This is a genomic window from Streptomyces sp. JLBG701, assembly GCF_058544905.1.
The window spans coordinates 3,045,004-3,071,286 of the sequence record NZ_CM178588.1; the positions used below are offsets into that span (position 1 = coordinate 3,045,004).

General features: G+C 70.3%; 26 protein-coding genes. 9 read left to right on the forward strand and 17 right to left on the reverse strand.

Annotation, left to right across the window (positions count from 1 at the left end; translation table 11 throughout):
• Positions 1-37 precede the first annotated feature (37 nt).
• A complete protein-coding gene (locus tag AC5DRG_RS13920) occupies positions 38-1,516 on the reverse strand; it encodes an anthranilate synthase component I (RefSeq protein ID WP_491810685.1) in 1,479 nt (492 codons plus the stop codon).
• Positions 1,517-1,527: 11 nt separating this feature from the next.
• A complete protein-coding gene (gene hisI / locus AC5DRG_RS13925) occupies positions 1,528-1,920 on the reverse strand; it encodes a phosphoribosyl-AMP cyclohydrolase (RefSeq protein WP_491810687.1) in 393 nt (130 codons plus the stop codon).
• Positions 1,921-2,003: 83 nt separating this feature from the next.
• Between hisI and AC5DRG_RS13930 the strand changes: the two genes are divergently transcribed.
• Positions 2,004-2,639, forward strand: coding sequence for a TIGR03085 family metal-binding protein (locus AC5DRG_RS13930; protein ID WP_491810689.1), 636 nt, complete (start codon positions 2,004-2,006; stop codon positions 2,637-2,639).
• A 27-nt stretch (positions 2,640-2,666) separates the two neighbouring features.
• Here AC5DRG_RS13930 and AC5DRG_RS13935 read toward each other — a convergent pair whose 3' ends face one another.
• The 10 genes from AC5DRG_RS13935 to hisD all read right to left on the reverse strand — a co-directional run bounded on the left by AC5DRG_RS13935 (position 2,667) and on the right by hisD (position 10,408).
• A complete protein-coding gene (locus tag AC5DRG_RS13935; protein WP_491810691.1) occupies positions 2,667-3,917 on the reverse strand; it encodes an MFS transporter in 1,251 nt (416 codons plus the stop codon).
• Positions 3,918-3,930: 13 nt separating this feature from the next.
• Positions 3,931-4,518, reverse strand: a complete 588-nt coding sequence (locus AC5DRG_RS13940) for an ArsR/SmtB family transcription factor (protein ID WP_491810693.1) — start codon at positions 4,516-4,518, stop codon at positions 3,931-3,933.
• Positions 4,519-4,640: 122 nt separating this feature from the next.
• A complete protein-coding gene (gene hisF, locus AC5DRG_RS13945; protein ID WP_491810695.1) occupies positions 4,641-5,396 on the reverse strand; it encodes an imidazole glycerol phosphate synthase subunit HisF in 756 nt (251 codons plus the stop codon).
• A gap of 41 nt (positions 5,397-5,437) precedes the next feature.
• A complete protein-coding gene (locus AC5DRG_RS13950) occupies positions 5,438-5,830 on the reverse strand; it encodes a RidA family protein (RefSeq protein ID WP_491810697.1) in 393 nt (130 codons plus the stop codon).
• Positions 5,827-6,552, reverse strand: coding sequence for a bifunctional 1-(5-phosphoribosyl)-5-((5-phosphoribosylamino)methylideneamino)imidazole-4-carboxamide isomerase/phosphoribosylanthranilate isomerase PriA (priA, locus tag AC5DRG_RS13955; RefSeq protein WP_491810698.1), 726 nt, complete (start codon positions 6,550-6,552; stop codon positions 5,827-5,829). Before priA ends, AC5DRG_RS13950 begins: the two co-directional genes overlap by 4 nt.
• Positions 6,549-7,196 (reverse strand): imidazole glycerol phosphate synthase subunit HisH, encoded by a 648-nt coding sequence (gene hisH / locus AC5DRG_RS13960; RefSeq protein ID WP_491810700.1) that lies wholly within the window; start codon positions 7,194-7,196, stop codon positions 6,549-6,551. The genes priA and hisH overlap by 4 nt, the downstream gene beginning before the upstream one ends.
• Complete coding sequence (locus AC5DRG_RS13965; protein WP_491810702.1) at positions 7,187-7,351, reverse strand: hypothetical protein; 165 nt, start codon at positions 7,349-7,351, stop codon at positions 7,187-7,189. The genes hisH and AC5DRG_RS13965 overlap by 10 nt, the downstream gene beginning before the upstream one ends.
• 2 nt (positions 7,352-7,353) lie before the next feature.
• Positions 7,354-7,947 carry an imidazoleglycerol-phosphate dehydratase HisB gene (hisB, locus tag AC5DRG_RS13970; protein ID WP_491810704.1) on the reverse strand — a complete coding sequence of 198 codons (594 nt, stop codon included), beginning with the start codon at positions 7,945-7,947 and terminating at the stop codon, positions 7,354-7,356.
• Positions 7,944-9,065: a histidinol-phosphate transaminase gene (locus AC5DRG_RS13975; RefSeq protein WP_491810706.1), complete on the reverse strand. Its 1,122-nt coding sequence runs from the start codon at positions 9,063-9,065 to the stop codon at positions 7,944-7,946. Before AC5DRG_RS13975 ends, hisB begins: the two co-directional genes overlap by 4 nt.
• The gene (gene hisD, locus AC5DRG_RS13980; RefSeq protein WP_491810708.1) at positions 9,062-10,408 is read right to left on the reverse strand and encodes a histidinol dehydrogenase; all 1,347 of its coding nucleotides are present in this window, start codon (positions 10,406-10,408) and stop codon (positions 9,062-9,064) included. The genes AC5DRG_RS13975 and hisD overlap by 4 nt, the downstream gene beginning before the upstream one ends.
• Positions 10,409-10,594: 186 nt before the next feature.
• Between hisD and AC5DRG_RS13985 the strand changes: the two genes are divergently transcribed.
• The 4 genes from AC5DRG_RS13985 to ybaK all read left to right on the forward strand — a co-directional run bounded on the left by AC5DRG_RS13985 (position 10,595) and on the right by ybaK (position 14,612).
• Positions 10,595-12,175, forward strand: coding sequence for an oxidoreductase (locus tag AC5DRG_RS13985; RefSeq protein WP_491810710.1), 1,581 nt, complete (start codon positions 10,595-10,597; stop codon positions 12,173-12,175).
• Between the two features lie 129 nt (positions 12,176-12,304).
• Positions 12,305-13,339, forward strand: a complete 1,035-nt coding sequence (locus tag AC5DRG_RS13990) for a hypothetical protein (RefSeq protein ID WP_491810712.1) — start codon at positions 12,305-12,307, stop codon at positions 13,337-13,339.
• Between the two features lie 11 nt (positions 13,340-13,350).
• Complete coding sequence (locus tag AC5DRG_RS13995) at positions 13,351-14,091, forward strand: LON peptidase substrate-binding domain-containing protein (RefSeq protein ID WP_491810714.1); 741 nt, start codon at positions 13,351-13,353, stop codon at positions 14,089-14,091.
• A 20-nt stretch (positions 14,092-14,111) separates the two neighbouring features.
• Positions 14,112-14,612: a Cys-tRNA(Pro) deacylase gene (ybaK, locus tag AC5DRG_RS14000; protein ID WP_491810715.1), complete on the forward strand. Its 501-nt coding sequence runs from the start codon at positions 14,112-14,114 to the stop codon at positions 14,610-14,612.
• 250 nt (positions 14,613-14,862) lie between these two features.
• On the opposite strand, the gene AC5DRG_RS14005 is transcribed toward ybaK, so the two are convergent.
• The 4 genes from AC5DRG_RS14005 to AC5DRG_RS14020 form a co-directional block, all read right to left on the reverse strand.
• Positions 14,863-15,573, reverse strand: coding sequence for an AAA family ATPase (locus AC5DRG_RS14005; RefSeq protein ID WP_491810717.1), 711 nt, complete (start codon positions 15,571-15,573; stop codon positions 14,863-14,865).
• A gap of 34 nt (positions 15,574-15,607) precedes the next feature.
• Positions 15,608-16,429, reverse strand: a complete 822-nt coding sequence (locus AC5DRG_RS14010) for an ABC transporter permease (protein ID WP_491810719.1) — start codon at positions 16,427-16,429, stop codon at positions 15,608-15,610.
• Between the two features lie 73 nt (positions 16,430-16,502).
• Positions 16,503-17,474, reverse strand: coding sequence for an ABC transporter ATP-binding protein (locus AC5DRG_RS14015; RefSeq protein WP_491810721.1), 972 nt, complete (start codon positions 17,472-17,474; stop codon positions 16,503-16,505).
• A 190-nt stretch (positions 17,475-17,664) separates the two neighbouring features.
• On the reverse strand, positions 17,665-18,879 hold the full coding sequence (locus AC5DRG_RS14020) for an NYN domain-containing protein (RefSeq protein WP_491810723.1): 1,215 nt from the start codon (positions 18,877-18,879) through the stop codon (positions 17,665-17,667).
• A gap of 223 nt (positions 18,880-19,102) precedes the next feature.
• On the opposite strand from AC5DRG_RS14020, the gene AC5DRG_RS14025 reads away from it, so the two are divergent.
• Positions 19,103-19,282, forward strand: a complete 180-nt coding sequence (locus tag AC5DRG_RS14025; protein ID WP_491810725.1) for a hypothetical protein — start codon at positions 19,103-19,105, stop codon at positions 19,280-19,282.
• Between the two features lie 99 nt (positions 19,283-19,381).
• Here the strand turns inward: AC5DRG_RS14025 and dnaE are convergent, their stop codons facing one another.
• A complete protein-coding gene (gene dnaE / locus AC5DRG_RS14030; RefSeq protein ID WP_491810727.1) occupies positions 19,382-22,921 on the reverse strand; it encodes a DNA polymerase III subunit alpha in 3,540 nt (1,179 codons plus the stop codon).
• A gap of 254 nt (positions 22,922-23,175) precedes the next feature.
• Between dnaE and AC5DRG_RS14035 the strand changes: the two genes are divergently transcribed.
• The 3 genes from AC5DRG_RS14035 to AC5DRG_RS14045 all read left to right on the forward strand — a co-directional run bounded on the left by AC5DRG_RS14035 (position 23,176) and on the right by AC5DRG_RS14045 (position 26,164).
• A complete protein-coding gene (locus tag AC5DRG_RS14035; RefSeq protein ID WP_491810729.1) occupies positions 23,176-24,501 on the forward strand; it encodes a DUF2252 domain-containing protein in 1,326 nt (441 codons plus the stop codon).
• A gap of 67 nt (positions 24,502-24,568) precedes the next feature.
• Positions 24,569-25,261: a hypothetical protein gene (locus AC5DRG_RS14040; protein ID WP_491810731.1), complete on the forward strand. Its 693-nt coding sequence runs from the start codon at positions 24,569-24,571 to the stop codon at positions 25,259-25,261.
• Between the two features lie 90 nt (positions 25,262-25,351).
• Positions 25,352-26,164 (forward strand): thioredoxin domain-containing protein, encoded by an 813-nt coding sequence (locus tag AC5DRG_RS14045; protein WP_491810733.1) that lies wholly within the window; start codon positions 25,352-25,354, stop codon positions 26,162-26,164.
• The last annotated feature ends 119 nt before the right edge of the window (positions 26,165-26,283 follow it).

Consider the following 26,283-nt stretch of genomic DNA (forward strand, 5'->3'; position numbering starts at 1 on the left):
GTTCAGTGAGAAGCGTCCCAGTGCGTCCTACTAGCCCCTACTGTCCGAGTCTGTTCGCCGTGTGGACCGCGCGCAGCACCGCCGCCGCCTTGTTGCGGCACTCGTTGTCCTCGGCGACCGGGTCCGAGTCGGCGACGATGCCGGCGCCCGCCTGGACGTACGCGGTGCCGTCCCGGAGCAGGGCCGTGCGGATGGCGATGGCGGTGTCGGAGTCGCCCGCGAAGTCGAGGTAGCCGACGCAGCCGCCGTACAACCCCCGCCTGGACGGCTCCAGTTCGTCGATGATCTGCATCGCGCGGGGCTTGGGCGCGCCGGAGAGCGTGCCGGCCGGGAAGCAGGCCGTCAGGACGTCGAAGGCGGTGCGGCCCGCCGCGACTCGGCCGGTCACCGTCGAGACGATGTGCATGACGTGCGAGTAGCGCTCGATGGACATGAAGTCGACGACCTCGACCGAGCCGGGCTCGCAGACGCGTCCCAGGTCGTTGCGTCCCAGGTCGACGAGCATGAGGTGCTCGGCGCGCTCCTTGGGGTCGGCGAGCAGCTCGTCGGCGAGGGCCTGGTCCTCCTGCGGGGTCGCGCCGCGGTGCCGGGTGCCGGCGATGGGGTGGACCATCGCCTGTCCGTCCTCGACCTTGACGAGGGCCTCGGGGGACGAGCCGACGACGTCGAATCCGTCGAAGCGGAACAGGTACATGTACGGCGACGGGTTGGTCGCCCGCAGCACCCGGTACACGTCCAACGCGCTTGCCGTGCACGGTGTTTCGAAGCGCTGGGAGGGGACCACCTGGAAGGCCTCGCCGGCCCGGATGCGCTCCTTGATGTCCTCGACGGCTACCTGGAAGTCGGGGCCGCCCCACAGGGCCGTGTACTCGGGGAGTTCGGAGGGCGGGAGCTGGGCGGGCGGCTGGGCCACCGCGCGGGAGAGGTCGGCCTCCATGGCGTCGAGGCGGGCCACGGCGTCGGCGTAGGCCTCGTCGACACCGGTGTCGAGGTCGTTGTGGTTGATCGCGTTGGCGATCAGCAGGACCGAGCCCTGCCAGTGGTCCATGACCGCGAGGTCGCTGGTGAGCAGCATGGTCAGCTCGGGCAGCTTGAGGTCGTCCCGCTCGCCGGGGCCGATCTTCTCCAGGCGGCGCACGATGTCGTAGCCGAGGTAGCCGACCATGCCGCCGGTGAAGGGCGGCATGCCCTCCTGGTGCGGGGTGTGGAGGGCCTCGATGGTGGCGCGCAGGGCGGCGAGGGGGTCACCGTCGACGGGGACGCCGACGGGCGGGGCGCCCTGCCAGTGGGCCTGGCCGTCGCGCGCGGTCAGCGTGGCGTCGCTGCGGACACCCACGAAGGAGTACCGGGACCAGGAGCGGCCGTTCTCCGCGGACTCCAGCAGGAAGGTGCCGGGGCGCTCGGCGGCGAGCTTGCGGTAGAGCGCGACCGGGGTGTCGCCGTCGGCGAGGAGCTTGCGCGTGACCGGGATGACGCGCCGGTCGGTGGCGAGCTTGCGGAAGGTCTCGAGGTCCATGGCTGGTGACCCTACTGATCCTGCGCCCGTACGCCGGAATCGGCGTCCTTGAGCAGCACATCCACGTCGAAACAGGTGCGCGCGCCGGTGTGGCAGGCGGCGCCCACCTGGTCGACCTTGACCAGCACGGTGTCGGCGTCGCAGTCGAGGGCGACGGACTTGACCCACTGGAAGTGGCCGGAGGTGTCGCCCTTCACCCAGTACTCCTGGCGGCTGCGCGACCAGTACGTGCAGCGGCCGGTCGTCAGGGTGCGGTGCAGTGCCTCGTCATCCATCCAGCCGAGCATGAGCACCTCACCGGTGTCGTACTGCTGGGCGATCGCGGGGACGAGCCCGTCGGCACCGCGCTTGAGGCGCGCGGCGATCTCCGGGTCGAGGTTGTTGGGCGGAGGCGTGCTGGTCATGGGGCCCATTGTGCCGCGCCCCACTGACAGTCCAGATGCTCTGTCCATTGGGCGGACTTGTGGGACGGTCGTAGGCTGACTGCATGTCGACTTTCGCCAAGCGTGAACGACTCCTCCTGGCCGACCTCTTGGAGACCGAGGGCCCGGACGCCCCCACTCTCTGCGAGGGCTGGCAGACCCGTGACCTCGCCGCGCACGTGGTGGTGCGCGAGCGCCGCCCCGATGCCGCCGGCGGCATCCTGATCAAGCAGCTCGCGTCCCGCCTGGACCGGGTGATGGAGGAGTTCGGCGACAAGCCGTACGAGGAGCTGATCCAGCTCATCCGTACCGGCCCGCCGCGCTTCTCGCCCTTCTCCCTCAAGCAGATCGACGAGGCGTCGAACACGATCGAGTTCTACGTCCACACCGAGGACGTCCGCCGCGCCCAGCCCGAGTGGACGCCGCGCGAGCTCGACACGGTCTTCCAGGACGCCCTGTGGACCCGCCTTGAGCGCACCGCCCGGATGATGGGCCGGAGCGTGCCGACGGGCCTGGTGCTGCGCCGCCCGGACGGCCGTACGGCGGTCGCGAACCGGGGCACGCCGGTCGTGACGGTGACCGGCGAGCCGTCCGAGCTGCTGCTGTTCGCGTACGGCCGGCAGAGCGCGGCCAAGGTCGAGCTGGACGGCGACGAGGACGCGATCACCAAGCTGCACGGGTCGAAGCAGCTGGGCATCTGAGCGGAACCGGCTCTTCCGGCGGAGCCCTCAGCGGGGCAGCTCGGCGCGGCGGAGGTCCCTGACGCACAGGGCGACGACCCCGCCGAGCGCGCAGACCGCCGCGCTGACGACGAAGACCGGACCGGTGCCCCAGGCGCCGATCGCGGCGGCGGCCAGCGGCATGCTCAGCGGCGCGAATCCGAGGCTGACCAGGCTGGAGACGGCGGTGACGCGGCCCAGGTAGGCGGGGTCGGCCTGGGTCTGCAGCAGGGCGCCGCACATCGCGCCGCTGAGCCCGGCGAGCAGCCCGATGAACAGGGCCACGACGACGGCCGTGCCGACGTTCCGGGCGTAGGCGAGCGAGCCGATCGCGACCGCCCCCGAGATGATCGCGTACGCCGCGACCTGCCCGGCGTGCGGCAGGCGCCCGCGCACGGTCAGCAGCAGGGACGCGGCACCCGCGCCGATGCCGAACCCGGAGAGGATCCAGCCCATCCCGGCGGCACCCCAGCCGCGCTCGTCGGCGAGCAGGGTGAGGCCCACGTTGAGCGGGCCGACGAAGCCGAGGTCGCCGAGGGCGATGGTCAGCATCAGGGGGGCCAGGACGCGGTGGCGGCGGATGTAGCGCAGCCCGGCCACCAGATCGCGCCAGGCGGTACCGCCCTGAGCGGCCGCCTTGTCGTCGGCGGACAGCTCCCGCATCCGTACGGACATCAGCAGCGGCACCGACACCGCGATCAGCAGCCCTGCAAGCCCGAACGCGGCCGCGGCCCCGCCGACCGCCACCCCGAGCCCGCCGAGCGGGCCGCCGACGACACTCGCGAACCGGATCCCCAGGCCCCTCATGCCCTGCACGCGCGCGAGCTGGTCGCGGCTCGTCACGCGCGCGGGGAGGGCTCCCACGGCCGGCATGAACACGGCGTCGACGGTGCCGAAGACCAGGGCGAGCAGGGCCAGCGGCCACAGGCCGGGGCTGGTGAGGAACAGCAGCGCGGCCACCGCGAGCACGGCCGCGCAGCGCACCGCGTCGCTGCCGACGACGACCTTGCGCGGCCCGAGCCGGTCGGCGATCACTCCCCCGCCGAGCATCAGCAGCGCCCGCGGCACGGCGCTCACCGCCATGACCACTCCGGCCTGCGATGGCGTCCCGGCCTGTACGGCGGCCCAGGACAGGGCGATGTAGTACACGTTGTCGCCGACCATCGAGCTGGTGTAGGCGGCGAGCCAGCGCAGGACGTTGCCGTCGCGGTGGGCCGGCCGGTCGGTACCGGCGGCCGCGGCTATGAGCGTGGCGGGCACGAAGGATGTCCTCTCAGACACGGAAGGGGAAGCCGTACAGGTGCAGCGCGACGTTCTCGCGCCCTTCGGTCTCGCCGGCGGCCTCACGGGCGCGCCCCTGCTCGTCGTACTTCTTGAGCACGTCGTGCACTTCCTTCTTCAGCTCCGCCAGCTCGGCGGCCGTCAGGCGGAGCAGCGACTCCGAGTCGTGCGCGGCCTCGTTCCACTCCCGCCCCCAGTGGGCGCGCTCGTCGAGGTAGGTGCGGTACATCTCGGAGCGCTGCTCCTGGAAGAGCCGGGATGCCGCCAGGTGTGCCGCCACCTTCTCCGGGGCGTCCTGGAAGTCCTCGTCGCGGACGCTGACGCCCTCCGAGGCGGGACGCCACCAGCGCTCGCGCCCGTCCCCGCTCTGCGGCTCCGCCTCCTCGATCAGTCCGTGGTCGGCGAGCTTGCGCAGGTGGTAGCTGACCAGGGAGACGGCCTCGTCGACCTGCTCGGCGAGCTGGGAGGCCGTCGCCACCTCGGCGACGAACAGCAGCCGGTAGAGCCTCATGCGCAGCGGATGGGCGAGAGCCTTGAGCGTGCCCAAGTCCGTGATCCGACGGTTCTCCTTGCTTGCCATGCCCCTACCGTAGGTACGAAAGAAAAATTGCACAACATATTTTGCGCAAGTTCTCTTTCTCATCTACCCGACAGAAAGCCCCGGCCGCCATCAGGCAACCGGGGCTCAAGCCAAGCGCAGCGTCACCGCACCGGATGCCCCGCCGCCCGCAGCGCGTCCTTCACCTCTCCGATCCGCAGATCGCCGAAGTGGAAGACGGACGCCGCCAGCACCGCGTCCGCGCCCGCCGCCACGGCCGGCGGGAAGTCCGCGAGCTTGCCCGCGCCGCCCGACGCGATCACCGGGACTGTCACGTGCTTGCGTACGGCCGCGATCATCTCCAGGTCGTAGCCGTCCTTCGTACCGTCCGCGTCCATCGAGTTGAGCAGGATCTCCCCCGCGCCCAGCTCGGCGGCCCGGTGCGCCCACTCGATCGCGTCGATGCCGGTGCCCTTGCGGCCGCCGTGGGTCGTCACCTCGAAGGTCCCGGACGGCGTCCGCCGCGCGTCCACGGACAGCACCAAGACCTGCCGCCCGAACCGCTCCGCGATCTCACGGATCAGGTCGGGACGGGCGATGGCGGCGGTGTTGACGCCCACCTTGTCGGCGCCGGCCCGCAGCAGCTTGTCGACGTCCTCGGCTGTGCGTACTCCGCCGCCGACCGTCAGCGGGATGAACACCTGCTCGGCGGTGCGGCGCACCACGTCGTACGTCGTCTCGCGGTTGCCCGACGACGCGGTGATGTCCAGGAACGTCAGCTCGTCGGCGCCCTCGGCGTCGTACACCTTCGCCATCTCGACGGGGTCGCCCGCGTCGCGCAGGTTCTGGAAGTTGACGCCCTTGACGACCCGGCCGTTGTCCACGTCCAGGCAGGGGATGACTCGGACCGCCAGGGTCATGAATCCACGGCTCCTCTGTATGCCTATAGCCTCTGGCTGCTTCAGCCTCTGAAGGCTTCCAGTTCCACTTCGACCAGGATGCGCGGATCGACGAAGCCCTCCACGACCACCAGGGTCGAGACCGGGCGCACCGCGTCGAAAAGCTCCCTGTGCGCGCGGCCGACGTCGTCCACGTCCCGCGCATGGGTCAGATACATCCGCGTACGGATCACGGCGTCGACGCCGAGCCCGAACTCGCCGAGCGCGTCCAGAGCGGTGCCGAAGGCCGTCCTGGCCTGTGTGTAGGGGTCGCCCTCCCCGTAGAGCACGCTGCCCTTGAAGGACGTCGTGCCCGCCACCAGGACGCGGTCGCCCGCCGCGACGGCACGTGCGAAACCGAAGGACTCTTCCCAGGGACTCCCGCTCTGCACGCGCCGCACGGCATCGGACGTCATGAAGACACAGCCTCCAGTGCTTCTTCCAAAGTGAACGCCTTCGCGTAGAGGGCCTTCCCGACGATCGAGCCCTCGACACCGAGGGGTACCAGCTCCGCGATGGCCCGCAGGTCGTCCAGCGACGACACGCCACCGGAGGCCACGACGGGCCGGTCGGTGGCCGCGCAGACGTTCTTCAGCAGCTCCAGGTTCGGGCCCTGGAGCGTGCCGTCCTTCGCGATGTCCGTCACCACATAACGCGCGCAGCCCTCGGAGTTGAGGCGCTCCAGCGTCTCGTAGAGGTCGCCGCCGTCGCGGGTCCAGCCCCGTCCGCGCAGGGTCGTACCGCGTACGTCGAGACCGACCGCGATCTTGTCGCCGAACTCGGCGATGACCTTGGCTACCCACTCCGGGGTCTCCAGGGCGGCCGTGCCCAGATTCACCCGGGTGCAGCCGGTGGCCAGGGCGGCGGCGAGGGAGGCGTCGTCCCGGATGCCGCCGGACAGCTCGACCTTGATGTCCATCGCGCCCGCGACCTCGGCGATCAGCGCGCGGTTGTCGCCGGTCCCGAACGCGGCGTCCAGGTCGACGAGGTGCAGCCACTCGGCGCCGGACCGCTGCCAGGCGAGGGCGGCCTCCAGAGGGGAGCCGTAGGAGGTCTCGCTCCCGGACTCGCCGTGTACGAGGCGGACGGCCTGGCCGTCGCGGACGTCGACGGCGGGGAGGAGTTCGAGCTTGCTCACAGTGTTCCGATCCAGTTGGTGAGGAGCTGGGCGCCGGCGTCGCCGGACTTCTCGGGGTGGAACTGCGTGGCCCACAGGGCGCCGTTCTCCACGGCGGCCACGAAGGGCTTGCCGTGCGTCGACCAGGTGACCAGAGGGGCGCGCATCGCCGGGTTCGCGACTTCCAGGGACCAGTCGTGGACGGCGTAGGAGTGCACGAAGTAGAAGCGCGCGTCCGCGTCCAGGCCGGCGAAGAGCTGTGAGCCCGCCGGTGCTTCCACGGTGTTCCAGCCCATGTGCGGCACGATGTCGGCCTGGAGCGGCTCGACCGAGCCGGGCCACTCGTCGAGGCCGTCGGTCTCGACGCCGTGCTCGATGCCGCGCGCGAAGAGGATCTGCATGCCGACGCAGATGCCCATGACCGGGCGCCCGCCGGCCAGCCGGCGGCCGACGATCCAGTCGCCGCGGGCGTCCTTCAGGCCCTTCATACAGGCGGCGAAGGCACCGACACCGGGGACGAGCAGCCCGTCGGCGTTCATGGCCTTGTCGAAGTCACGCGTTATCTCGACGTCGGCACCCGCGCGCGCGAGGGCACGCTCGGCGGAGCGGACGTTGCCGAAGCCGTAGTCGAAGACGACGACACTCTTTGCGGCACTCAATTCCACACCTCCAGCCTCAGGATGCCCGCGACGAGACACATCGCGGCGCCGATCGAGAGGAGCACGATGAGGCTCTTGGGCATCTCCTGCTTGATGAAGGAGTAGACCCCGCCGGCCAGGAAGAGGCCGACGACGATCAGGATCGTGTTGAGACCGTTCATGGCTAGAGCGCACCCTTCGTGGAGGGAAGGATGCCGGCCGCGCGCGGGTCGAACTCGCTCGCGTACCGCAGGGCCCGCGCGAGCGCCTTGAACTGGCACTCCACGATGTGGTGGGCATTCCGACCGTACGGCACGTGCACGTGCAGCGCGATCTGGGCCTGGGCGACGAAGGACTCCAGGATGTGCCGGGTCATCGTCGTGTCGTACTCGCCGATCATCGGCGCCATGTTCTCGGGCTCGCTGTGCACGAGGTACGGGCGGCCGGACAGGTCGACGGTCACCTGGGCGAGGGACTCGTCCAGCGGGACCGTGCAGTTGCCGAATCGATAAATACCCACCTTGTCGCCGAGCGCCTGCTTGAAGGCGGCGCCGAGCGCGAGGGCGGAGTCCTCGATGGTGTGGTGCGAGTCGATGTGCAGGTCGCCCTCGGTCTTCACGGTGAGGTCGAACAGACCGTGCCGGCCGAGCTGGTCGAGCATGTGGTCGTAGAAGCCGACGCCTGTCGACACATCGACCTTGCCGGTCCCGTCGAGGTCGATCTCGACGAGGACCGAGGTCTCCTTGGTCACCCGCTCCACACGTCCAACGCGGCTCATGCGCTCTGCTCCTTCTTCAGTTCACGTACCGCGTCGAGGAACGCGTCGTTTTCGGCCGGGGTTCCGGCGGTGACCCGCAGCCACCCCGGTACGCCGTTGTCCCGGACCAGGACGCCCCGGTCGAGGATCCGCTGCCACACCTCGTGGGCATCGTCGAACCGCCCGAACTGCACGAAGTTCGCGTCCGACGCGGTCACCTCGTAGCCGATCGCGAGCAGCTCGCCGACCAGCCGGTCCCGCTCCGCCTTCAGCTGCTCGACGTACTTCAGCAGCGTGTCGGTGTGCTCCAGGGCGGCCAGCGCGGTCGCCTGGGTGACGGCCGACAGGTGGTACGGCAGCCGTACGAGCTGGACGGCGTCGACGACGGCCGGGTGCGCGGCGAGATAGCCGAGGCGGAGCCCCGCCGCCCCGAAGGCCTTCGACATCGTCCGCGAGACGACGAGATTCGGCCGACGTTCGAGCAGCGGCAGCAGCGAGTCGCCGTGGCTGAACTCGATGTACGCCTCGTCGACGACGACGATCGCCCCGGCAGTCGCAGCCTTCGCCGCCTGCGCGGCCTCGTACAGCGCGAGGACCGTCTCGGGCGGGACCGCGGTACCCGTGGGGTTGTTGGGGGTGGTGATGAAGACGACGTCCGGCCGGTTCTCGGCGATGGCCTGCTCGGCCGCCGCGAGATCGATCGTGAAGTCCTCGTTCCGGGGCCCGGAGATCCAGCCCGTCCCCGTGCCCCGCGCGATGAGCGCGTGCATCGAGTACGACGGCTCGAAGCCGATCGCCGTACGGCCCGGTCCGCCGAAGGTCTGGAGCAACTGCTGAAGGACCTCGTTGGAGCCGTTGGCGGCCCAGACGTTCGCGAGGCCGACCGGGTACTTGCCGGTCTTCGTCAGGTACTTGGCAAGTTCCGTGCGCAGCTCGACCGCGTCCCGGTCCGGGTAGCGGTTGAGGTTCCGGGCCGCCTCGCGCACCCGCTCGGCGATCCGCTCGACGAGCGGCTCGGGCAGCGGGTAGGGGTTCTCGTTGGTGTTCAGCCGTACGGGGACGTCGAGTTGGGGCGCGCCATAGGGGGACTTGCCGCGCAGCTCGTCCCGTACGGGGAGGTCGTCAATTCCGAAAGTCACTTGCCGGGTACCTTCCAACCACGTGTCCACTGTTCGGCTCCGCCAAAACGAGCCTTGATCGCCGCGCCGTGCGCGGGCAGATCCTCCGCCTCCGCCAGCGTCACCACGTGATGCGCTACGTCCGCCAGCGCGTCCTTCGTGTAGTCGACGATGTGGATGCCGCGCAGGAAGGACTGGACGGACAGCCCGGAGGAGTGGCAGGCGCAACCGCCGGTAGGCAGGACGTGGTTGGACCCGGCGGCGTAGTCGCCGAGCGAGACCGGCGCCCAGGGCCCGATGAAGATCGCGCCCGCGTTGCGGACCCGATCGGCCACGGCAGCGGCGTCGGCGGTCTGGATCTCCAGGTGCTCGGCCCCGTACGCGTCGACGACCCGCAGGCCCTCGTCGATGCCGTCGACGAGGACGATCGCGGACTGCCGCCCTGCGAGGGCCGGGCGGATCCGGTCCTCGACGTGCTTGGTGGCCGCGACCTGGGGCTCCAGCTCCTTCTCGACCGCGTCCGCGAGGGCCACGGAGTCCGTGACGAGGACGGCGGCCGCGAGCGGGTCGTGCTCGGCCTGGCTGATCAGGTCGGAGGCGACGTGCACCGGGTCGGCGGTGTCGTCGGCGAGGACCGCGATCTCGGTCGGGCCGGCCTCGGCGTCGATGCCGATCTTGCCGGTGAAGTAGCGCTTGGCGGCGGCGACCCAGATGTTGCCGGGCCCTGTGACCATGTTGGCGGGCGGGCAGGACTCGGTGCCGTACGCGAACATCGCGACGGCGGTGGCGCCACCCGCCGCGTACACCTCGTCGACGCCGAGCAGCGCGCACGCGGCGAGGATCGTCGGGTGCGGGAGCCCGTCGAACTCGGCCTGCGCCGGGGAGGCGAGGGCGATCGACTCGACGCCGGCCTCCTGCGCGGGCACCACGTTCATGATCACGGAGGACGGGTAGACGGACCGCCCGCCGGGCGCGTAGAGCCCGACCCGGTCGACCGGCACCCATTTCTCGGTGACCGAGCCGCCGGGAACGACCTGGGTGGTGTGGGTGGTCCGGCGCTGCTCGCGGTGGACGAGACGGGCGCGCCGGATGGACTCCTCAAGGGCCGCGCGCACGGCCGGGTCGAGGGCTTCCAGTGCGTCCGCGATCGCCTGCACCGGCACCCGTACGGATTCCAGCCGCACCCCGTCGAACTTCTCGGCGAAGTCGATCAGCGCCGCGTCGCCCCGATGATGCACGGCCTCGCAGATCGGACGCACCTTCTCCAGGGCGGCCTGAACGTCGAAGTCGGCTCGGGGCAGCAGGTCGCGCAGGGCGGGTCCCTCGGGAAGGGCGTCGCCGCGCAGATCGATTCGGGAGATCACGGGGCCAATTCTCTCAGACGCCTGTCGCGCGTCGTTCAGGCATTCCAGTGGCTGATACGCAACCCGGAAGATCAGGGGGGTGTGGGGGGTGTCCCCCCACAAGGCACAGCACGTCTAGCGTTCGGGGCGTCACGCACCGGGCATGAACAGTTGCACGAAACCACTACCGGGGAGGAAGGAAGACTGGTGACCGAGGGTGCCGGCATCCGCGCCGGAGACCTGCCGGACGATCTCACCGCCGCCGAGGCAGGCATGTGGCAGGCCTTCCGCAACGGCAGCGTGTACGACCTGAGCAGCGGCGACACGGTCGTCGACGATCCGCACGGCGGGCACCCCTGGGGACCCGGGCGGACCGTCCGGGCCCGCATCGTGTGCTGGCTGCTCCTCGACGGACCGCCCGCGCTCGCGGGCCGTGTCGCGTCACTCAAACTCACCGGGGTGCAGATCAGCGGCAGCCTGGACCTCGCGGGCGGCACGGTCACGCCGTACGTCGAACTGCGGGGCTGCCGTTTCGAGCAGGAGGTCCTGCTGCCGGAGGCCCGCTTCACGACCGTACGGTTCGTGGACTGCTCGATCCCACGGCTTGAGGCGGCCCGGGTGCACACCGAGGGCGACCTGCACCTCCCCCGCTGCCGCTTCCACAACGGGGTGCGGCTGACCGACGCGCACATCGGTACGGATCTGCTGCTCAACCAGGCGATCGTGTACCGCGACCGCACCGGCCGCTCGATCGCCGGGGACGGCGTGACCGTAGGACAGGATCTGCAGGCCGAGCTGCTGGAGTCGCACGGCGAGCTGAGCCTGCGCAGCGCCACCATCGGCGTCTCGCTGAGCCTGCGGGGCGCGCGGCTGGCCAACCCGTACACGCGGCTCGCGCTGAACGCACCCCAGCTGACCGTGGGGCGGACGCTGTACCTGACCCCGGCGGGCGTCGGGAATCCGCGCTGGACCAGCGGCACGACACCGGCACGCGGAACACGGATCCAGCGGTTCGAGTGCGGGGGCGGAGTGCGCCTGGACGACGGGCGGTTCGGGGACTCGGTCGACCTGGCGCGGGCCCGGTTCACCTTCACCGACGAGCAGGAGTTGTCCCTGCGCCGGATCCAGACACCCGAGCTGCGCTTCCTCAGCGAGAAGCCTCAGCGCGGCAAGGTGGTGCTGTCGGGTGCGCGGATCGTCAACCTGATCGACGGGGCGGGCAGCTGGCCGGGGCCGGGCAATCTGCACATGGGCGGTTTCGCGTACGAGAACCTCGTGCCGCAGGGCCCGTTCCCGCTGGCCGAACGCCTGGAGTGGGTGGCGGCGGCGACCCCGGAGTACAACCCGGAGCCGTACGAGCGGCTCGCGGCGGTGCTGCGCAACAGCGGTGAGGACGAGGACGCCCGCGAGGTGCTGCTCGCCAAGCAGCGCCGCCGACGCGAGAGCCTGCCGCTGGCGGCGAAGCTCTGGGGATACGTCCAGGACTGGACGGTCGCCTACGGCTACCGGCCGGGCCGCGCCGCGGTGTGGATGGCGGTGCTGTGGGCGGCGAGCTCCTTCGCCTTCGCGCACGCCGACCATCCGCCGATCAAGGGCGACGAGCATCCGCCGTGGGACCCGGCCCTGTTCGCCCTGGACCTGCTGCTCCCGGTCATCGATCTGGGCCAGGTCGGCTTCTGGCGGCTGCGCGGCGGCTGGCAGTGGCTGGCCGCGGTGATCATCCTGCTGGGCTGGATCCTGGCGACGACGGTGGCGGCGGGGGCGACGAGGCTGCTGCGCAGAAACTGACCCGTCTGAGTCCACAACCATCGCCGCTTGTCAGCCGTCTCCTCACCGCAACCATCAATTGAGCAACCACGACGGCGAGCAACCAGGACCGCGAGAGCGGCGCCGGTTTAGGCGCAAAGGAGGCCCACCATGGCTCTGCTGCGCGCGTTCATCCGTACGGCACGGATGGCGACCCACGCCTCGCGCCTCGCCGCCGGGCTCCCCGCCGACGACGAGGTACTGCTCGACGCGCCCGACGACCGCCTGGCACCCGTGCTGGTGGCGGCCGGGCGGGGCGAGTACGAGCCCGCCGCCAAGCTGCTGGCCACCACCCGCGAGGCCGCCGAGTGGGAGAACCGCGACCGCTACGCGACCCGGCTCGCCGCCTTCGCCCGCTCCCGCGCCGAGTGGTTCGAGGACTGGTGCGCCGCCGCCCCGCACGACCCGGACACGCTACTGGTCAAGGCCCAGCTGGCCGTGCACCGCAACTGGGACTCGCCGGCCCGGTCCGAGCTGCTGCGCGAGGTCGGCCCGCTGATCGCGGCGGCGGCCGAGGGCGACCCGCGCGACCCGGTGCCGTGGCGGCTCGCGCTGGACCACGCGCGCGGCACGAACGCGGGCCACACGGAGTTCGAACAGCTGTGGGCGGAGGCGGTGCGCCGCTCCCCGCACCACTACGGCTGCCACGTCGCCGCCGTGAAGTACTTCTCGGCGGCCTGGTACGGCTCGCACCGCGAGTGCTTCGACTTCGCCGAGCGCGCGGCGGAGGACACGCTTCCCGGCTCACTGGTCCAGGCACTCCCGGTCCGTGCGGCCTTCGCCTACCTGGCCGGGGACGGCGGCACGACGGCGTTGCTGCGGGAGCGGGCGGAGGCGGCGGCCGACCGGGCGATAGAGCTGTCATCGGCATACGCGCCCGCCGACCCGTGGCCGGCCGAGGTCCGCAACCTGCTGACCTACGTCCTGGTACGCCTGGACCGCTGGAAGGACGCGTTGGAACAGCTGCGCCTGATCGGCCCGTACGCGACGTCCTTCCCCTGGGACAGGGTCTCGGACGACCCGCTCGGCCAGTTCCTGGAGGTACGCGACGGCATCCGGCTCGCGGTGGCCTCGGAGCTGCCGCTGGGGGGCTCCCGGCATCCACGGAGTGGGCGCGGCGGACGCGCGAGCTCCGGCGACCATTAGGCTCTCGCACCGTGACCACCGTCCGGCTTCCGCTCTTCCCCCTGAACACCGTTCTGTTCCCGGGGCTCGTGCTTCCTCTGAACATCTTCGAGGAGCGCTACCGCGCCATGATGCGCGAACTGCTGAAGACCCCCGAGGACGAACCACGCCGGTTCGCCGTCGTGGCGATCCGCGACGGCCACGAGGTGGCGACGAGCGCCCCGGGCATGCCGGACCAGACGTCCGTGCCCGAGCGCGGGCCGGCGGCCGGGTTCGGCACGGAGCCGCTCAAGGCGTTCCACGGGGTGGGCTGCATCGCGGACGCGGCGACGATCCGCGAGCGGGCGGACGGCACGTTCGAGGTACTGGCGACGGGAACGACGAGGGTGCGCCTGGTCTCGGTGGACACCTCGGGCCAGTTCCTGACGGCGGAACTGGAGGAGCTGCCGGAGGCCCCGGGAGACGAGGCGGGCGCACTGGCCGAGGGCGTCCTCCGCGCCTTCCGCCAGTACCAGAAGCGCCTGGCGGGAGCACGGGAGCGATCGCTGACCACAGGTGCGGAACTGCCGGACGACCCGGCGGTGGTCTCCTACCTGGTGGCAGCGGCGATGATGCTGGACACCCCGGCCAAGCAACGCCTCCTCCAGGCCCCGGACACGGCCTCCCGCCTCCGCGACGAACTCAAACTCCTTCGCGCCGAGACGGCGATCATCCGTAACCTGCCGTCACTGCCGGCGTCGGACCTGACGCGGGGCCCGACGAGCCTCAACTGACGTATCGCGGAAGACCTGAGATGGCGAAGAAGTCAAAGAAGCAGCAACAGGGCGGCACCCCTGCAACGGTGGCGCTGACGGCCGCAGGCGTCGCGTACACGATCCACGCCTACGACCACGACCCCTCCCACCCGTCCTACGGCGAGGAGGCGGCCGAGGCGACGGGCGTCTCCCCGGCCCGAGTCTTCAAGACCCTCCTGGCGGAAGTGGACGGCGCCCTGACGGTGGCGGTGGTCCCGGTGGCGGGCCAGCTGGACCTGAAGGCCCTGGCAACGGCGGTGGGCGGCAAACGAGCGTCCATGGCGGACCCCACCCTGGCAGAACGCACGACAGGCTACGTCCGAGGGGGAATCAGCCCCCTGGGCCAGCGCAAACAACTCCCCACAGTGATCGACGCCTCAGCCTCCACCCACGCCACGATCTGCGTCTCGGCGGGCCGCAGAGGCCTGGAGGTAGAACTCTCCCCCACCGACCTGGCGGCCTTGACGAAAGCAACCCTGGCCCCGATCGGCCGTGCGTAACCCCTCGACGAGCCTCCCGTACTCGGTTAAGTACGAGAGACATGTCGAAGAAAACCCGGAAACGCAAATGGCGGATCAGGAAGCACCGAGCAAACCACGGCAGGCGCCCGGCGTAGGTGTTCTTTCAGCGCTGGCCAGGCATCTCAGCCCGTCCGGCGTTTGAGGACGAGGCCCGTTCAGGGCCGAAGCGGGGGTCTGGGGGCGCAGCCCCCAGGGATGGGACGGGTAGGGGCGGCGGGGGCGAGAAAAACTACGCCGGCGGCGCCCCGTAGGACTCCTGCTGATACGGCGCCTGCTGATAGGGATCAGGATCCCGAGGCCCGAACAACGCGGTCAGCCCAAGATGCACGATCAGCGCGGCCAACGACCACGCCAGCAACGCCCCCTTCGCCGCCAACTTCAACGGCGCCGAGAACGTAACCCCCTTACCCACATCCTTCGCATGCGCGATCACATCCTGCGCAGGCCCGAGCCACACCCCGACCCGCCAGGCCAGCAACGACCCGAGCACACCCCCCACACCCAGCGCGACGACCAGCGGAATCCCCCCACGCCGCCGCACAAGAAACACCACGCCCGCACTGACCGCCCCGAACGCCAACGCCAGCAGAGTGAACGTTCCGTCGACCCCGACCGCCTGCTCCCCCTCGGTGTCCGAGAGATAGACGACCCAGCTCTTGTCGACGACATCCCCGACCAACGGCACGTGCGGCGCCAGCCACCACCACAGCACCCCGAGCAACACCCCACCGAGCGCCACAGCCACCGTGACGACGGCGGCCTCCCGCACTTCGGTCTTCATCCCGGGCCCGTCCTGTCCGTACGAACCGCCGTGCACGGCGTCATGAGGCGAGGCGTAAGAAGCCGCACCGCCCCCGTACCCGCCCGGCGAATGCGGCGGCCACGCATCGTGCGGAGACTGTTCATGCGGCGGCGGAGGCGGAGTCAACGGTGCGGTCACCCTGACATCGTGCCAGGCCCGCCTGTGCGGCGCGTCACCGGACGGCCGCCCGGCGGTACGCCCAGGTGGCGACGCCCAGCGAAACGACCCCGACACCCGCGCACACGGCCAGGTCACCGAGCACGAAGGCCCAGTCGGGGTTGGGCCCGAAGGTCCGGGCGAAGGCCTCGACACCGTACGTCGACGGCAGCAGATCCCGGGTGAACCGCACAGCCTCGGGCATCCGGTCAGCCGGCAGCACGCCCAGCAGCAGCGCCGCCGACATCCCCAACTGCCCGAGCACGGTGGCCAGTTCGGGCCGCGGCGCGAGCAGCCCCAGCGCGGCGCCGAGCCCGGCGAGCGCGGCTCCGGCGAGCGGGATCACGGCGATCAGAACCCACAGATGCGTAAGGGGCAGCCCGAACAGCACGCACCCGGTGACGGCGGTCACGACGGTCCCCGGCAAGGTGAAGGAGGCGTACGCGCCCGCCGCCCCGAGCACGACGGCCGCGGGCGGCACCGGCAGGGTCGCGTAGTGGTCGAGCCCGCCGCTGGCCCGCAGCTGCCCGAAGTACTGGGCGAGCAGGTTCAGCGCGACGTAGGCGACGACGAGCACCGCGGACCCGGCCACGACGGCCCGGGCCTCGCCCCCGCCGTCCACGACCCCCCGCATCAGGATCATGATCCCGACCGACTGGAAGGTCGCCACGAACAGCAGCGGGATCCGCGCGACCCGCGCCCGGGACAGCTGTGCCCGGTACACGGCGGCGAGGCAGGGCCAGAACCGCGCGGGCGGCCCGAGCTCGGCGGCGCCGTCGGCGGCCTCCCCCACGGCCAGGGCACCGCCCGGCAGAACATCGGCGGACACGACACTCACGTCGAGCTGCTCCCCTTCGTGCGGCGGACTCCAGCGGTAACCCTGTCCCATACGGATACGACGGCTCGCGCGCTCACGCTTTCACCAGCCCCTGCCCGTTCCCGCCCAGCGCCAGATAGACGTCCTCCAGGCTGGGCGTGGCGAGCGTGAAGTCGTCGAGGGCGGTGAAGGCGGCGCCGCCGGTGACGGTGGCGACGACCGCGCGGGCCTCCTCGGGCGCGAGCCGCAGCGTCCAGCGGCGCCCGGACTCGACGGCCCGGTCACGCAGCGCGGCGACCTCGGGCACCTCCAGCGGCGCCCGCTCCCGCCACACCAGGTCGACCCGCACCTCGCCGGCGACCTGTTCCTTGAGCCCGGCGGGGGTGTCGCAGGCGATCACCCGCCCCTGGTCGAGGACGGCGACCCGGTCGAGGACGGTCTCGGCCTCGATGACGTTGTGGGTGACGAGCAGGACGGTCGCGCCGCGCTCGGCCCGGCGCCGGTCGACGGCGGACCACACGGCACGCCGTGAAACGGGGTCCATGGCGGTGGTCGGCTCGTCGAGCACGAGCAGCGACCGCTCCCCGACCAGCGCGGAGGCGACACACGCCAGCCGCCGCTGCCCCCCGGACAGTTTCTTCAATGGGCGCCCGGCAAGCGACGTAAGGCCGAGTTCGTCGAGTACGGCGTCCCGCTCGGCCCGTGCCGCCCGCAGATCCAGCCCGCGCAGACGCGCCGTCGTCTCGGCGGCGAGCGACACGGTCAGCTCGTCGAGGGCGGTGGACTCCTGGCCGAGGTAGGCGAGGATCCGCGCGGCCCGCTCCGGGTGGCGCACAATGTCGTGCCCGAGGATCTCGACGCTGCCGGCGTCCGGCCGCATCAGCCCGGTCAGCTGCCGCACGAGGGTGGTCTTGCCGGCCCCGTTCGGCCCGAGCAGCCCGAAGATCTCACCGCGCCGGATGTCCAGGCACACGTCGTCGGTGGCCCTGACCTCGGGTGTCGCGGGGGTACCGCGCCGGCCCCGGGTCGCCGGATAGGTCTTGGTCAGCCCGCGCACCGCGCACACGACATCACCACTACGTCGAAGTGCCGGTGCCACGCGCGTACTCACAAGGGACGAGACTACGGGGTCGCGAACCCCAGGCCGCTCCCGGGGGCGCTCAAACCCACCCCAACCGGCCGAGGGTTTGTCTTTCGGATCACGCCTGGGTCGCGAGGCACCGGGCATCGAAGCGACCTGATCCGAAAGACAGGCCCTACTCGCCGACCGGCGCGTGCTCCGCCGCCGTCCGTACGTCGATCTCCCGCCAGAACCCGGCCCGGATGGCGTACCGGTCGTGTTCGTCGATCTGGTCGTCCTTGTGGGCCAGCAGCCCGAAGCGGGCCGCGTAGCGCAGCAGCTCGCCGTCGATGCGGTGCGGGATGCGCGGGTACATGCCGGACAGCTTCTGGAGGTGGGTCTGCTCGCCCAGCCGCTCCATCCACCGGCGCGCGAAGACCTGCCCCACCTCGTAGGGGTCCCCGCCGACCGTGGTGATGTCCTCCTCCCGGTCGGCCCACCGCTGCTCGGCCGTCGTCACCTGCGCCAGCGTCGGCATCGACGCGACGTCCGGAGGTTCGGCGGCCACGCCGGGCCGGTCGACCCAGCCCTTGTCGGACGACCAGCGCAGGGTCGCGCTCGCGGGCTGCGCGGCCGGGACACCGGGGGCGCGCAGCGCGGCCAGGTCCTTGGGGGTGGGTACGCCCTTGGGCGCGGGCACCCGCTCCTGCGTGCCGTTCTCGGAGCCGGCGACCGCCGCGTGCTCCCCCTCGTCGGCGGGCCGCTCGGCCGCAGGGGCCGGCGCGGACTCCGGCAGCGGCGCGGAGAGGATCGCGGCGATCTCGGGCCGGGGCACGGGCTGCGGCGCACAGATCCCGCCGAGGTCCTTGGCCCGTACGGCCTTGGTGATCCACGTACGGTCCAGGACGCGCCGCTCGTCCGCCTCGGCGACCAGGTCCTCGGACTGGTTGTAGTCGCCGTCAGCGGCCTGCACGGCCCACAGGTGTACGGCGACCCCGTGCTCCTTGGCCGCCATCATGCCCGGCAGCAGATCGCCGTCGCCGGTGACGAGGACGACATCGGAGCAGGCGCGGTTGCGGGCCAGCTCGGTCAGCTCGGCGTGCATGGCGGCGTCGACGCCCTTCTGGGCCCAGCGTCCGTCGCTGCGGGTCAGCGCACCGAGCCGGACGGTGACGCGGGGCATCACGCGCAGTCTGCGGTGCTCGGGCTGCGGGACGCGGTCGGGGGCGCCGTCGAACCAGTAGATGCGCAGCAGGGGCCGTTCCGTGTCGTGCTCGGCGCGTTCACGCAGGCCCTGGATGAGGGCGGCGTGATCGACGGTGATGCGGGAGCGGGATGGCTCTCCGGCGAGGAGAGACGCGGCGGCCCCCAGCAGATACCCGGCGTCCACCAGGACGATGCAGCGGTCCACGCGATCCACCCTCTTTCCGGGAGGTTTGCTTCGGGCTTCCTTCGAGTCTGCCCGACCACGCGGGGGTTAACGGCCCGAACTCGATCTTCGGCGTGGCGTTTCGGGGCAACGATCTCCGACAACCCTGTAACATACGGTAATTATCCGAAATGCGTTCTTTGTTAGGCTATGTGAATCTGGTCCCGGCCCTGGCCCCTAGATCCCCCGTAGGAGGCAGATCACCATGGCCAAGAACAAGAACCGCAAGCAGGGCAGCCAGCAGAACCGCTCCTCCCAGGCCGAGCAGGCACAGGAGCAGGCACAGCGGAGCTCGTCGGAGGCGCAGCAGTCGCCGATGTCGATGCCCCAGGGCAGCCCGGCGGATGTTGCCCGTAAGCACCAGAAGCGCTTCGGCCACAACTGAGTCGGGCGCGGGGGCTGTTGAGCCCAGGCACACATAAGGGGCGCACCTGTTGGCAGGTGCGCCCCTTATGTACGTCAGTTACTCAGGTTGGTCAGTTGCTCAGCCGGCCAGACAGGCCGGGCCCAGCAGCACCTTCAGGTCGCCGAACAGCGCGGGGTCGGGCTTCACCCGGTGCCTGTCGAGCCGCAGGACCGTCGTCTTGCGCGGGCCCTGGAGCCTGATCCGCACCTCGCTCTCGCCCTTGTGGTGGCTGAGGATCTCACCGAGGCGCGTGACCATCGGCGGAGTGACCTTGAGCGCCGGGATGGTGAGGATCACGGGCGCGTTGGCGCCCGCGTTCGACAGGTCCGGGACCTGGAGTTCCATCGCGACCAGACGCGGCACGTCCTCGCGCTTGTCGAGGCGGCCCTTGACGAACACGACGGCGTCCTCGACGAGTTGGGTCGACACGAGCTGGTAGGTCGCCGGGAAGAACATGCACTCGATGGAGCCCGCGAGGTCCTCGACGGTGGCGATCGCCCAGGCGTTGCCCTGCTTGGTCATCTTGCGCTGGAGGCCCGAGATGATGCCGCCGATGGTGACGACCGCGCCGTCCGCGTGCTCACCGCCGGTGAGCTGGGAGATGCCCGCGTCGGCCTTGTCGGACAGCACGTGCTCCAGGCCGAAGAGCGGGTGGTCGGAGACGTACAGACCGAGCATCTCCCGCTCCTGGGCGAGCAGATAGGCCTTGTCCCACTCGTCGGTCGTGAACTCCACGTCGAGTCCGAAGCCGGGCTCGCTGGTGTCCTCCTCGCCCATGCCGCCGAAGAGGTCGAACTGCCCCTCGGCCTCCTTGCGCTTGACCGCGACCACGTTGTCGATCATCGGCTCGAAGTGCGCGGTGAGGCCCTTGCGGGTGTGCCCCAGGGTGTCGAACGCACCGGCCTTGATCAGCGATTCGGTGGTGCGCTTGTTGCAGGCGGCGGCCTCGACCTTGTCCAGGTAGTCGGGGAAGGAGGCGTACTTCCCCTTGGCCCTGCGGGACCGGATGATCGACTCGACCACGTTCGTACCGACGTTGCGCACGGCCTCCAGGCCGAAGAGGATCACGTCGTCGCCCTGGGCCGCGAAGTTGTGCACCGACTCGTTGACGTTCGGCGGGAGCACCTTGATGCCCATGCGCCGGCACTCGTTGAGGTAGACGGCCGACTTGTCCTTGTCGTCCTTGACCGAGGTGAGCAGTCCGGCCATGTACTCGGCGGGGTGGTTCGCCTTCAGATAGGCGGTCCAGTACGAGACCAGGCCGTACGCGGCGGAGTGCGCCTTGTTGAACGCGTACCCGGCGAAGGGGACCAGGACGTCCCACAGGGCCTGGATGGCCTCGTCGCTGTAGCCGTTGTTCTTGGCGCCGGCCTGGAAGATGGTGAAGTTCTTCGCCAGCTCGTCGGGCTTCTTCTTGCCCATCACGCGGCGCAGGATGTCGGCCTCGCCGAGCGAGTACCCGGCGATGATCTGGGCGGCCTTCTGCACCTGCTCCTGATAGACGATCAGGCCGTAGGTGACGGCCAGGACCTCTTCGAGGGGCGCCTCCAGCTCCTTGTGGATCGGGGTGATCTCCTGGAGCTTGTTCTTGCGCAGCGCGTAGTTGGTGTGCGAGTCCATGCCCATCGGGCCGGGACGGTAGAGCGCCGAGACGGCGGAGATGTCTTCGAAGTTGTCGGGCTTCATCAGGCGCAGCAGCGAGCGCATGGGGCCGCCGTCGAACTGGAAGACGCCGAGGGTCTCGCCACGCTGGAGGAGTTCGAAGGTCGTCGGATCGTCGAGCGGGAGGGCCAGCAGGTCGAGGTCGATGCCCTTGTTGGACTTCACCATCTTGACGGCGTCGTCCATGATCGTCAGGTTGCGCAGGCCGAGGAAGTCCATCTTCAGCAGGCCGAGCGACTCGCACTGCGGGTAGTCCCACTGCGTGATGGTCACGCCGTCCGTGTGCCGCACCCAGATCGGGGCGTGGTCGACGATGGGCTCGCTGGACATGATCACGCCGGCCGCGTGCACACCCATCTGCCGGACCAGGCCCTCGACGCCCTTGGCGGTGTCGATGACCTTCTTCACGTCCGGTTCGTTCTCGTACATCGAGCGGATCTCGCCGGCCTCGCTGTAGCGCGGGTGCGAGGGGTCGGTGATGCCGTTGAGGTCGATGCCCTTGCCAAGGACGTCGGCGGGCATCGCCTTGGTGAGGCGGTCGCCCATGGCGTACGGGTAGCCCAGCACGCGCGCGGAGTCCTTGATCGCGTTCTTGGCCTTGATCTTGCCGTAGGTGCCGATCATGGCGACCTTGTCGGCGCCGTATTTCTCCGTCACGTACCTGATCACTTCGACGCGCCTACGCTCGTCGAAGTCGATGTCGACGTCGGGCATGGAGACGCGCTCGGGGTTGAGGAACCGCTCGAAGATCAGACCGTGCGGGATCGGGTCGAGGTCGGTGATGCCCATGGCGTACGCGACGATCGAGCCGGCCGCGGAGCCTCGCCCTGGGCCGACCGCGATGCCGTTCTTCTTGGCCCACATGATGAAGTCGGCGACCACGAGGAAGTAGCCCGGGAACCCCATCTGGATGATGACGTCCATCTCGTACTCGACCTGCTTCTGGCGGTCCTCGGGGACGCCGCCGGGGAAGCGGCGGTCCATGCCGAGGCGGACCTCCTCCTTGAACCAGGTGACCTCGGTGTAGCCGTCGGGGATGTCGAACTTCGGCATGAGGTTCTTGGCCTCGAACATGCCGGAGGTGTCGATCTGCTCGGCGACCAGGAGGGTGTTGGCGCAGCCCTCCTGCCAGGCGTCCGAGGAGTCGACGGCGTACATCTCGTCCGTGGACTTCAGGTAGTAGCCGGTGCCGTCGAACTTGAAGCGGTCCGGGTCGGAGAGGTTCTTGCCGGTCTGGATGCACAGCAGGGCGTCGTGGGCGGTCGCCTCGTGCGCGTACGTGTAGTGCGAGTCGTTCGTCACCAGGGGCGGGATGCCGAGCTTCCGGCCGATGTCGAGAAGGCCGTCGCGGACCCGGCGCTCGATCTCGATACCGTGGTCCATCAGCTCCAGGAAGTAGCGGTCCTTGCCGAAGATGTCCTGGTACTCGGAGGCCGCCTTGAGGGCCTCGTCGTACTGGCCGAGGCGCAGCCGGGTCTGGAGTTCGCCGGAGGGGCAGCCGGTGGAGGCGATGAGCCCCTCGGACCACTGGGAGATGGTCTCCTTGTCCATCCGGGGCCACTTCTGCAGCCAGCCCTCGGCGTACGCGTCCGAGGAGAGCCGGAAGAGGTTGTGCAGGCCCGTCGCGTTGGCCGCCCAGATCGTCTTGTGGGTGTAGCCACCCGAACCGGAGACGTCGTCCCGCTTCTGATGCGGCTGGCCCCACTGGATCTTGCGCTTGTTGCGCCGGGACTCCGGAGCGACGTACGCCTCGATGCCGATGATCGGCGTCACGCCCGCCTTCTTGGCGGAGTGGAAGAAGTCGTACGCCCCGTGCAGGTTGCCGTGGTCGGACATCGCGATATGGGTCATGCCCATCTCGTTGCACGCGTTGAACATGTCCTTGAGCCGCGCGGCACCGTCCAGCAGCGAGTACTGGGTGTGGACGTGCAGGTGCGTGAACGGCGGCTTTGACACGGCGTGGCCTCCATGGGGCAGTGCAGCGGCGCGAAGCGCCTCGTTGAGGGGCGGTGGTCGGGTGACGGGTGGGCACTCGGCGACAGGCTGCGGACAGTCTGGGGGGACAGCTCCGAATCCTATGCCTCGGCACTGACAGTCGGCGGGCACTCCCGGGTACCTTCGAGCGTTGCAAGAAGACGGACAGCCGTCCGGGGAAGACGGCACATCCGCACCACACGTCACGCACCACCCGCACCAGGAGGCACCCAGCGATGTCGGTACCCCAGCTCAACGGCGAGCAGCGCGGCGAGGAGATCCTCGCCGTCTTCGACACCGCCTTCGGCGAGCTCCTGGCCGCCGACCCGGCCGCGTTCCGCGTGAAGTTCCGCAAGATGGCGGCTTCGGCGTTCGCCTTCTACCGGGGCACGGCGTGCCTCTTCTACCACGACCTCGACGCGGAGAAGCGGGGCGGCCCGTTCCTTGACGAGCGCACCTCGCGCGTGTGGATCCACGGCGACCTGCACGCGGAGAACTTCGGCACGTACATGGACTCCACGGGCCGGCTGATCTTCAACGTCAACGACTTCGACGAGGCGTACGTCGGCCCCTTCACCTGGGACCTCAAGCGCTTCTCCGCCTCGATCGCCCTCATCGGGTACGCGAAGGCGCTCAGCGACGAGCAGATCGCCGAGCTGGTGAAGGTGTACGCGGGGGCGTATCGCGAGCGGATCCACGCCCTGGCCACCGGCGCCAAGCGCGACGAGGTGCCCCCGTTCACCCTGGACACCGCCGAGGGCCCGCTCCTGGACGCGCTGCGGGACGCCCGCTCGCTGACCCGCTTCGGGCTGCTCGACTCGATGACCGAGATCCGTGACTTCGAGCGCCGCTTCGCGCCCGGCGGCGGCTCCATCGAGCTGGACGCGGCCACGCGCTACAAGGTGCTCGCGGCCTTCGACGGCTACCTGGAGACGCTGCCGGAGTCGTCCCTGGCCCGCCCCGACTCCTACCGGGTGAAGGATGTCGTCGGCCGCCGTGGCATCGGCATCGGTTCGGCCGGTCTGCCGTCGTACAACATCCTCCTGGAGGGCGCCACCGACGCCCTGGAGAACGACGTCGTGATCTACATCAAGCAGGCCCAGACCCCGGCCGTCTCCCGGCACATCACCGACTCGGCGATCCGCGACTACTTCCAGCACGAGGGCCACCGCACGGTGATCTCCCAGCGCGCCCTGCAGGCCCATGCCGACCCGTGGCTGGGCTGGACCGAGCTGGGTGGTATCGGCCAGCTGGTCGCCGAGGTGTCGCCGTACGCGGTCGATCTGGACTGGGGCGACATCGACGACCCGGAGGAGATCGCGGCCGTGGTCGCCGACCTGGGCCGGGCCACCGCCACGATGCACTCGGCGGCGGACGACCAGTCCGGCGAGTCCCTGGTGCCCTTCTCCACGGAGCGGGCCATCGACGCGGCGCTGGCTGCCGATGAGGACAGCTTCGCGGACCTGCTGGTCGACTTCGCGCACAGCTACGGCACACGCGCGCGTGCCGACCACCAGATCTTCGTCGACCTCTTCCGCAACGGCCGGATTCCGGGTCTGTAACCGTCGGGGCACTCACAGGGATCCTTTAGGGGTCTCCTACAGGAGTCCATGACACACTCTCCCCGCTATGGACATATCCGGGACCCAGCTCAGAGCCGTGCGCGCGGCGCTGTTCACGGCACTGGTCGTGACGCTCAGCACCGCGTCGCACGTACTGCTGTCCCGGGTCCCGCTCCCGCTCAACACGGTGGCCGCGGTCGCCGCCGGCGTGTTCGTCGTCGCCTTCGCCCTGGCGGGCAAGGAGCGCGGCTTCGGCCGTATCGCCGCCCTTCTCATCCCGCTGGAACTGGCCGCCGACACGGTGTTCACCACGGGCCAGCACGTCTGCTACGGCGCCGCGGGCGGCCCGGTCACGGGCCCGCTGCGCTCCGTCGGTTTCGACGTGCTGTGCGGGGACGGCGCCGAGGTCGGCACCCCGCTGGCCCGGGTCACCGGCACCGGCACCGACCGGGTATCGGCCCTCCTCGCCCACGCCGACCCGGCGACCGCCTGGCTGCTGCTGGGCGCGCATGTCGGCGTGGGGCTCCTCGCCGCCGCCTATCTGCGGCGCGGCGAGCGGGCGTTGGACCAGCTGCTGCGGGCGGTGGCGGCGACCACCTTCCGCCCGCTGCTGCTCGCGGTCGCCGCGGTGCGGGTGGCCCCGGCCCCGGCGGCCCGTCCGCCGTGGCGCGCGGTCCGCCGTACGGCCACCGCCCGCGACCGCCTCCTCGTGCACTCCCTGGGCCGGCGTGGACCGCCGTGCGCAGTCGCCTTCGTGTGAAAAGCCACCACGAAAAAGCACTGAGCACCCGTAGTCCCCCATACGTATTCCGCGCACACCGTGTGCGCATCCCCTATGGAGATCTCCACCATGAGCAAGCGGAACAGCCAGGCCGCGAAGACCGCCGCCCGTGAGCGGCTGCGTCAGGAGCGCGAGCGCCAGGCCAAGCGCAACAAGGTCAAGCGGCAGGTCATCGTCGCCGCCTCCATAGTCGGCGTCCTCGCGATAGCCGGCGGCATCAGCTACGCGGTCGTCCAGGGCAACAAGCCCAGCTACTGGGAGGCCGCGAAGGACGACAAGCTCGTCAAGCCGGCCAACACGACCGGCAAGAACGGCACCACGGTCGTCGTCGGCGAGAGCAGCGCCAAGAAGACCCTGGTGATGTACGAGGACCCGCGCTGCCCGATCTGCGCCTCGTTCGAGCAGACCGTCGGCGCGACCGTGAAGAAGGACCTCGACGCAGGCAAGTTCAAGATCCAGTACGTCGGTGCCACGTTCCTCGACAACAGCCTCAGCGGCGAGGGCTCCAAGAACGCGCTGAGCGCGCTGGGCGCCGCCCTGAACGTCAGCCCCGAGGCCTTCCTTGAGTACAAGACCGCGCTGTACTCGACGAAGTGGCACCCGGAGGAGTCGGACGACAAGTTCAAGGACGACTCCTACCTGATCAAGGTGGCGGACACGGTCGACGCCCTCAAGGACAACGCCAAGTTCCAGAACGCCGTGAAGAACGGCACCTACGACAAGTGGGCGCTGGAGATGTCCGCGACGTTCGACGACAGCGGTGTCACCGGCACGCCGACGCTGAAGATGGACGGGAAGGCACTCACCGCCCCGAACAGCGAGAACGCGCCGATGACGGTGGCCGACTTCAACACGGCGATCGAGGCGGCGCTCAAGGCCTGACAGGCTGCCGCATTCCCCTTCAGTTCCAGGAGGGGGAGCGCACCGGGCCGGACGCGCTCCCCCGCACGGCGCGAGCGGCCCGCGGCCTCAGGCAACGGCACACCAAAGAGCGGGCGAAC

Excerpts from the sequence above, each read along its gene's own strand:
- AC5DRG_RS14035 (WP_491810729.1), top strand. The coding sequence starts at position 23,176 with ATGTCGGTACCCCAGCTCAACGGCGAGCAGCGCGGCGAGGAGATCCTC.
- AC5DRG_RS13920 (WP_491810685.1), bottom strand. The coding sequence starts at position 1,516 with ATGGACCTCGAGACCTTCCGCAAGCTCGCCACCGACCGGCGCGTCATC.
- hisI (WP_491810687.1), bottom strand. The coding sequence starts at position 1,920 with ATGACCAGCACGCCTCCGCCCAACAACCTCGACCCGGAGATCGCCGCG.
- AC5DRG_RS13965 (WP_491810702.1), bottom strand. The coding sequence starts at position 7,351 with ATGAACGGTCTCAACACGATCCTGATCGTCGTCGGCCTCTTCCTGGCC.
- AC5DRG_RS13950 (WP_491810697.1), bottom strand. The coding sequence starts at position 5,830 with ATGACGTCCGATGCCGTGCGGCGCGTGCAGAGCGGGAGTCCCTGGGAA.
- AC5DRG_RS14040 (WP_491810731.1), top strand. The coding sequence starts at position 24,569 with ATGGACATATCCGGGACCCAGCTCAGAGCCGTGCGCGCGGCGCTGTTC.
- AC5DRG_RS13940 (WP_491810693.1), bottom strand. The coding sequence starts at position 4,518 with ATGGCAAGCAAGGAGAACCGTCGGATCACGGACTTGGGCACGCTCAAG.
- AC5DRG_RS13990 (WP_491810712.1), top strand. The coding sequence starts at position 12,305 with ATGGCTCTGCTGCGCGCGTTCATCCGTACGGCACGGATGGCGACCCAC.
- AC5DRG_RS13930 (WP_491810689.1), top strand. The coding sequence starts at position 2,004 with ATGTCGACTTTCGCCAAGCGTGAACGACTCCTCCTGGCCGACCTCTTG.
- hisB (WP_491810704.1), bottom strand. The coding sequence starts at position 7,947 with ATGAGCCGCGTTGGACGTGTGGAGCGGGTGACCAAGGAGACCTCGGTC.
- hisF (WP_491810695.1), bottom strand. The coding sequence starts at position 5,396 with ATGACCCTGGCGGTCCGAGTCATCCCCTGCCTGGACGTGGACAACGGC.
- AC5DRG_RS14045 (WP_491810733.1), top strand. The coding sequence starts at position 25,352 with ATGAGCAAGCGGAACAGCCAGGCCGCGAAGACCGCCGCCCGTGAGCGG.
- ybaK (WP_491810715.1), top strand. The coding sequence starts at position 14,112 with ATGGCGAAGAAGTCAAAGAAGCAGCAACAGGGCGGCACCCCTGCAACG.
- AC5DRG_RS14025 (WP_491810725.1), top strand. The coding sequence starts at position 19,103 with ATGGCCAAGAACAAGAACCGCAAGCAGGGCAGCCAGCAGAACCGCTCC.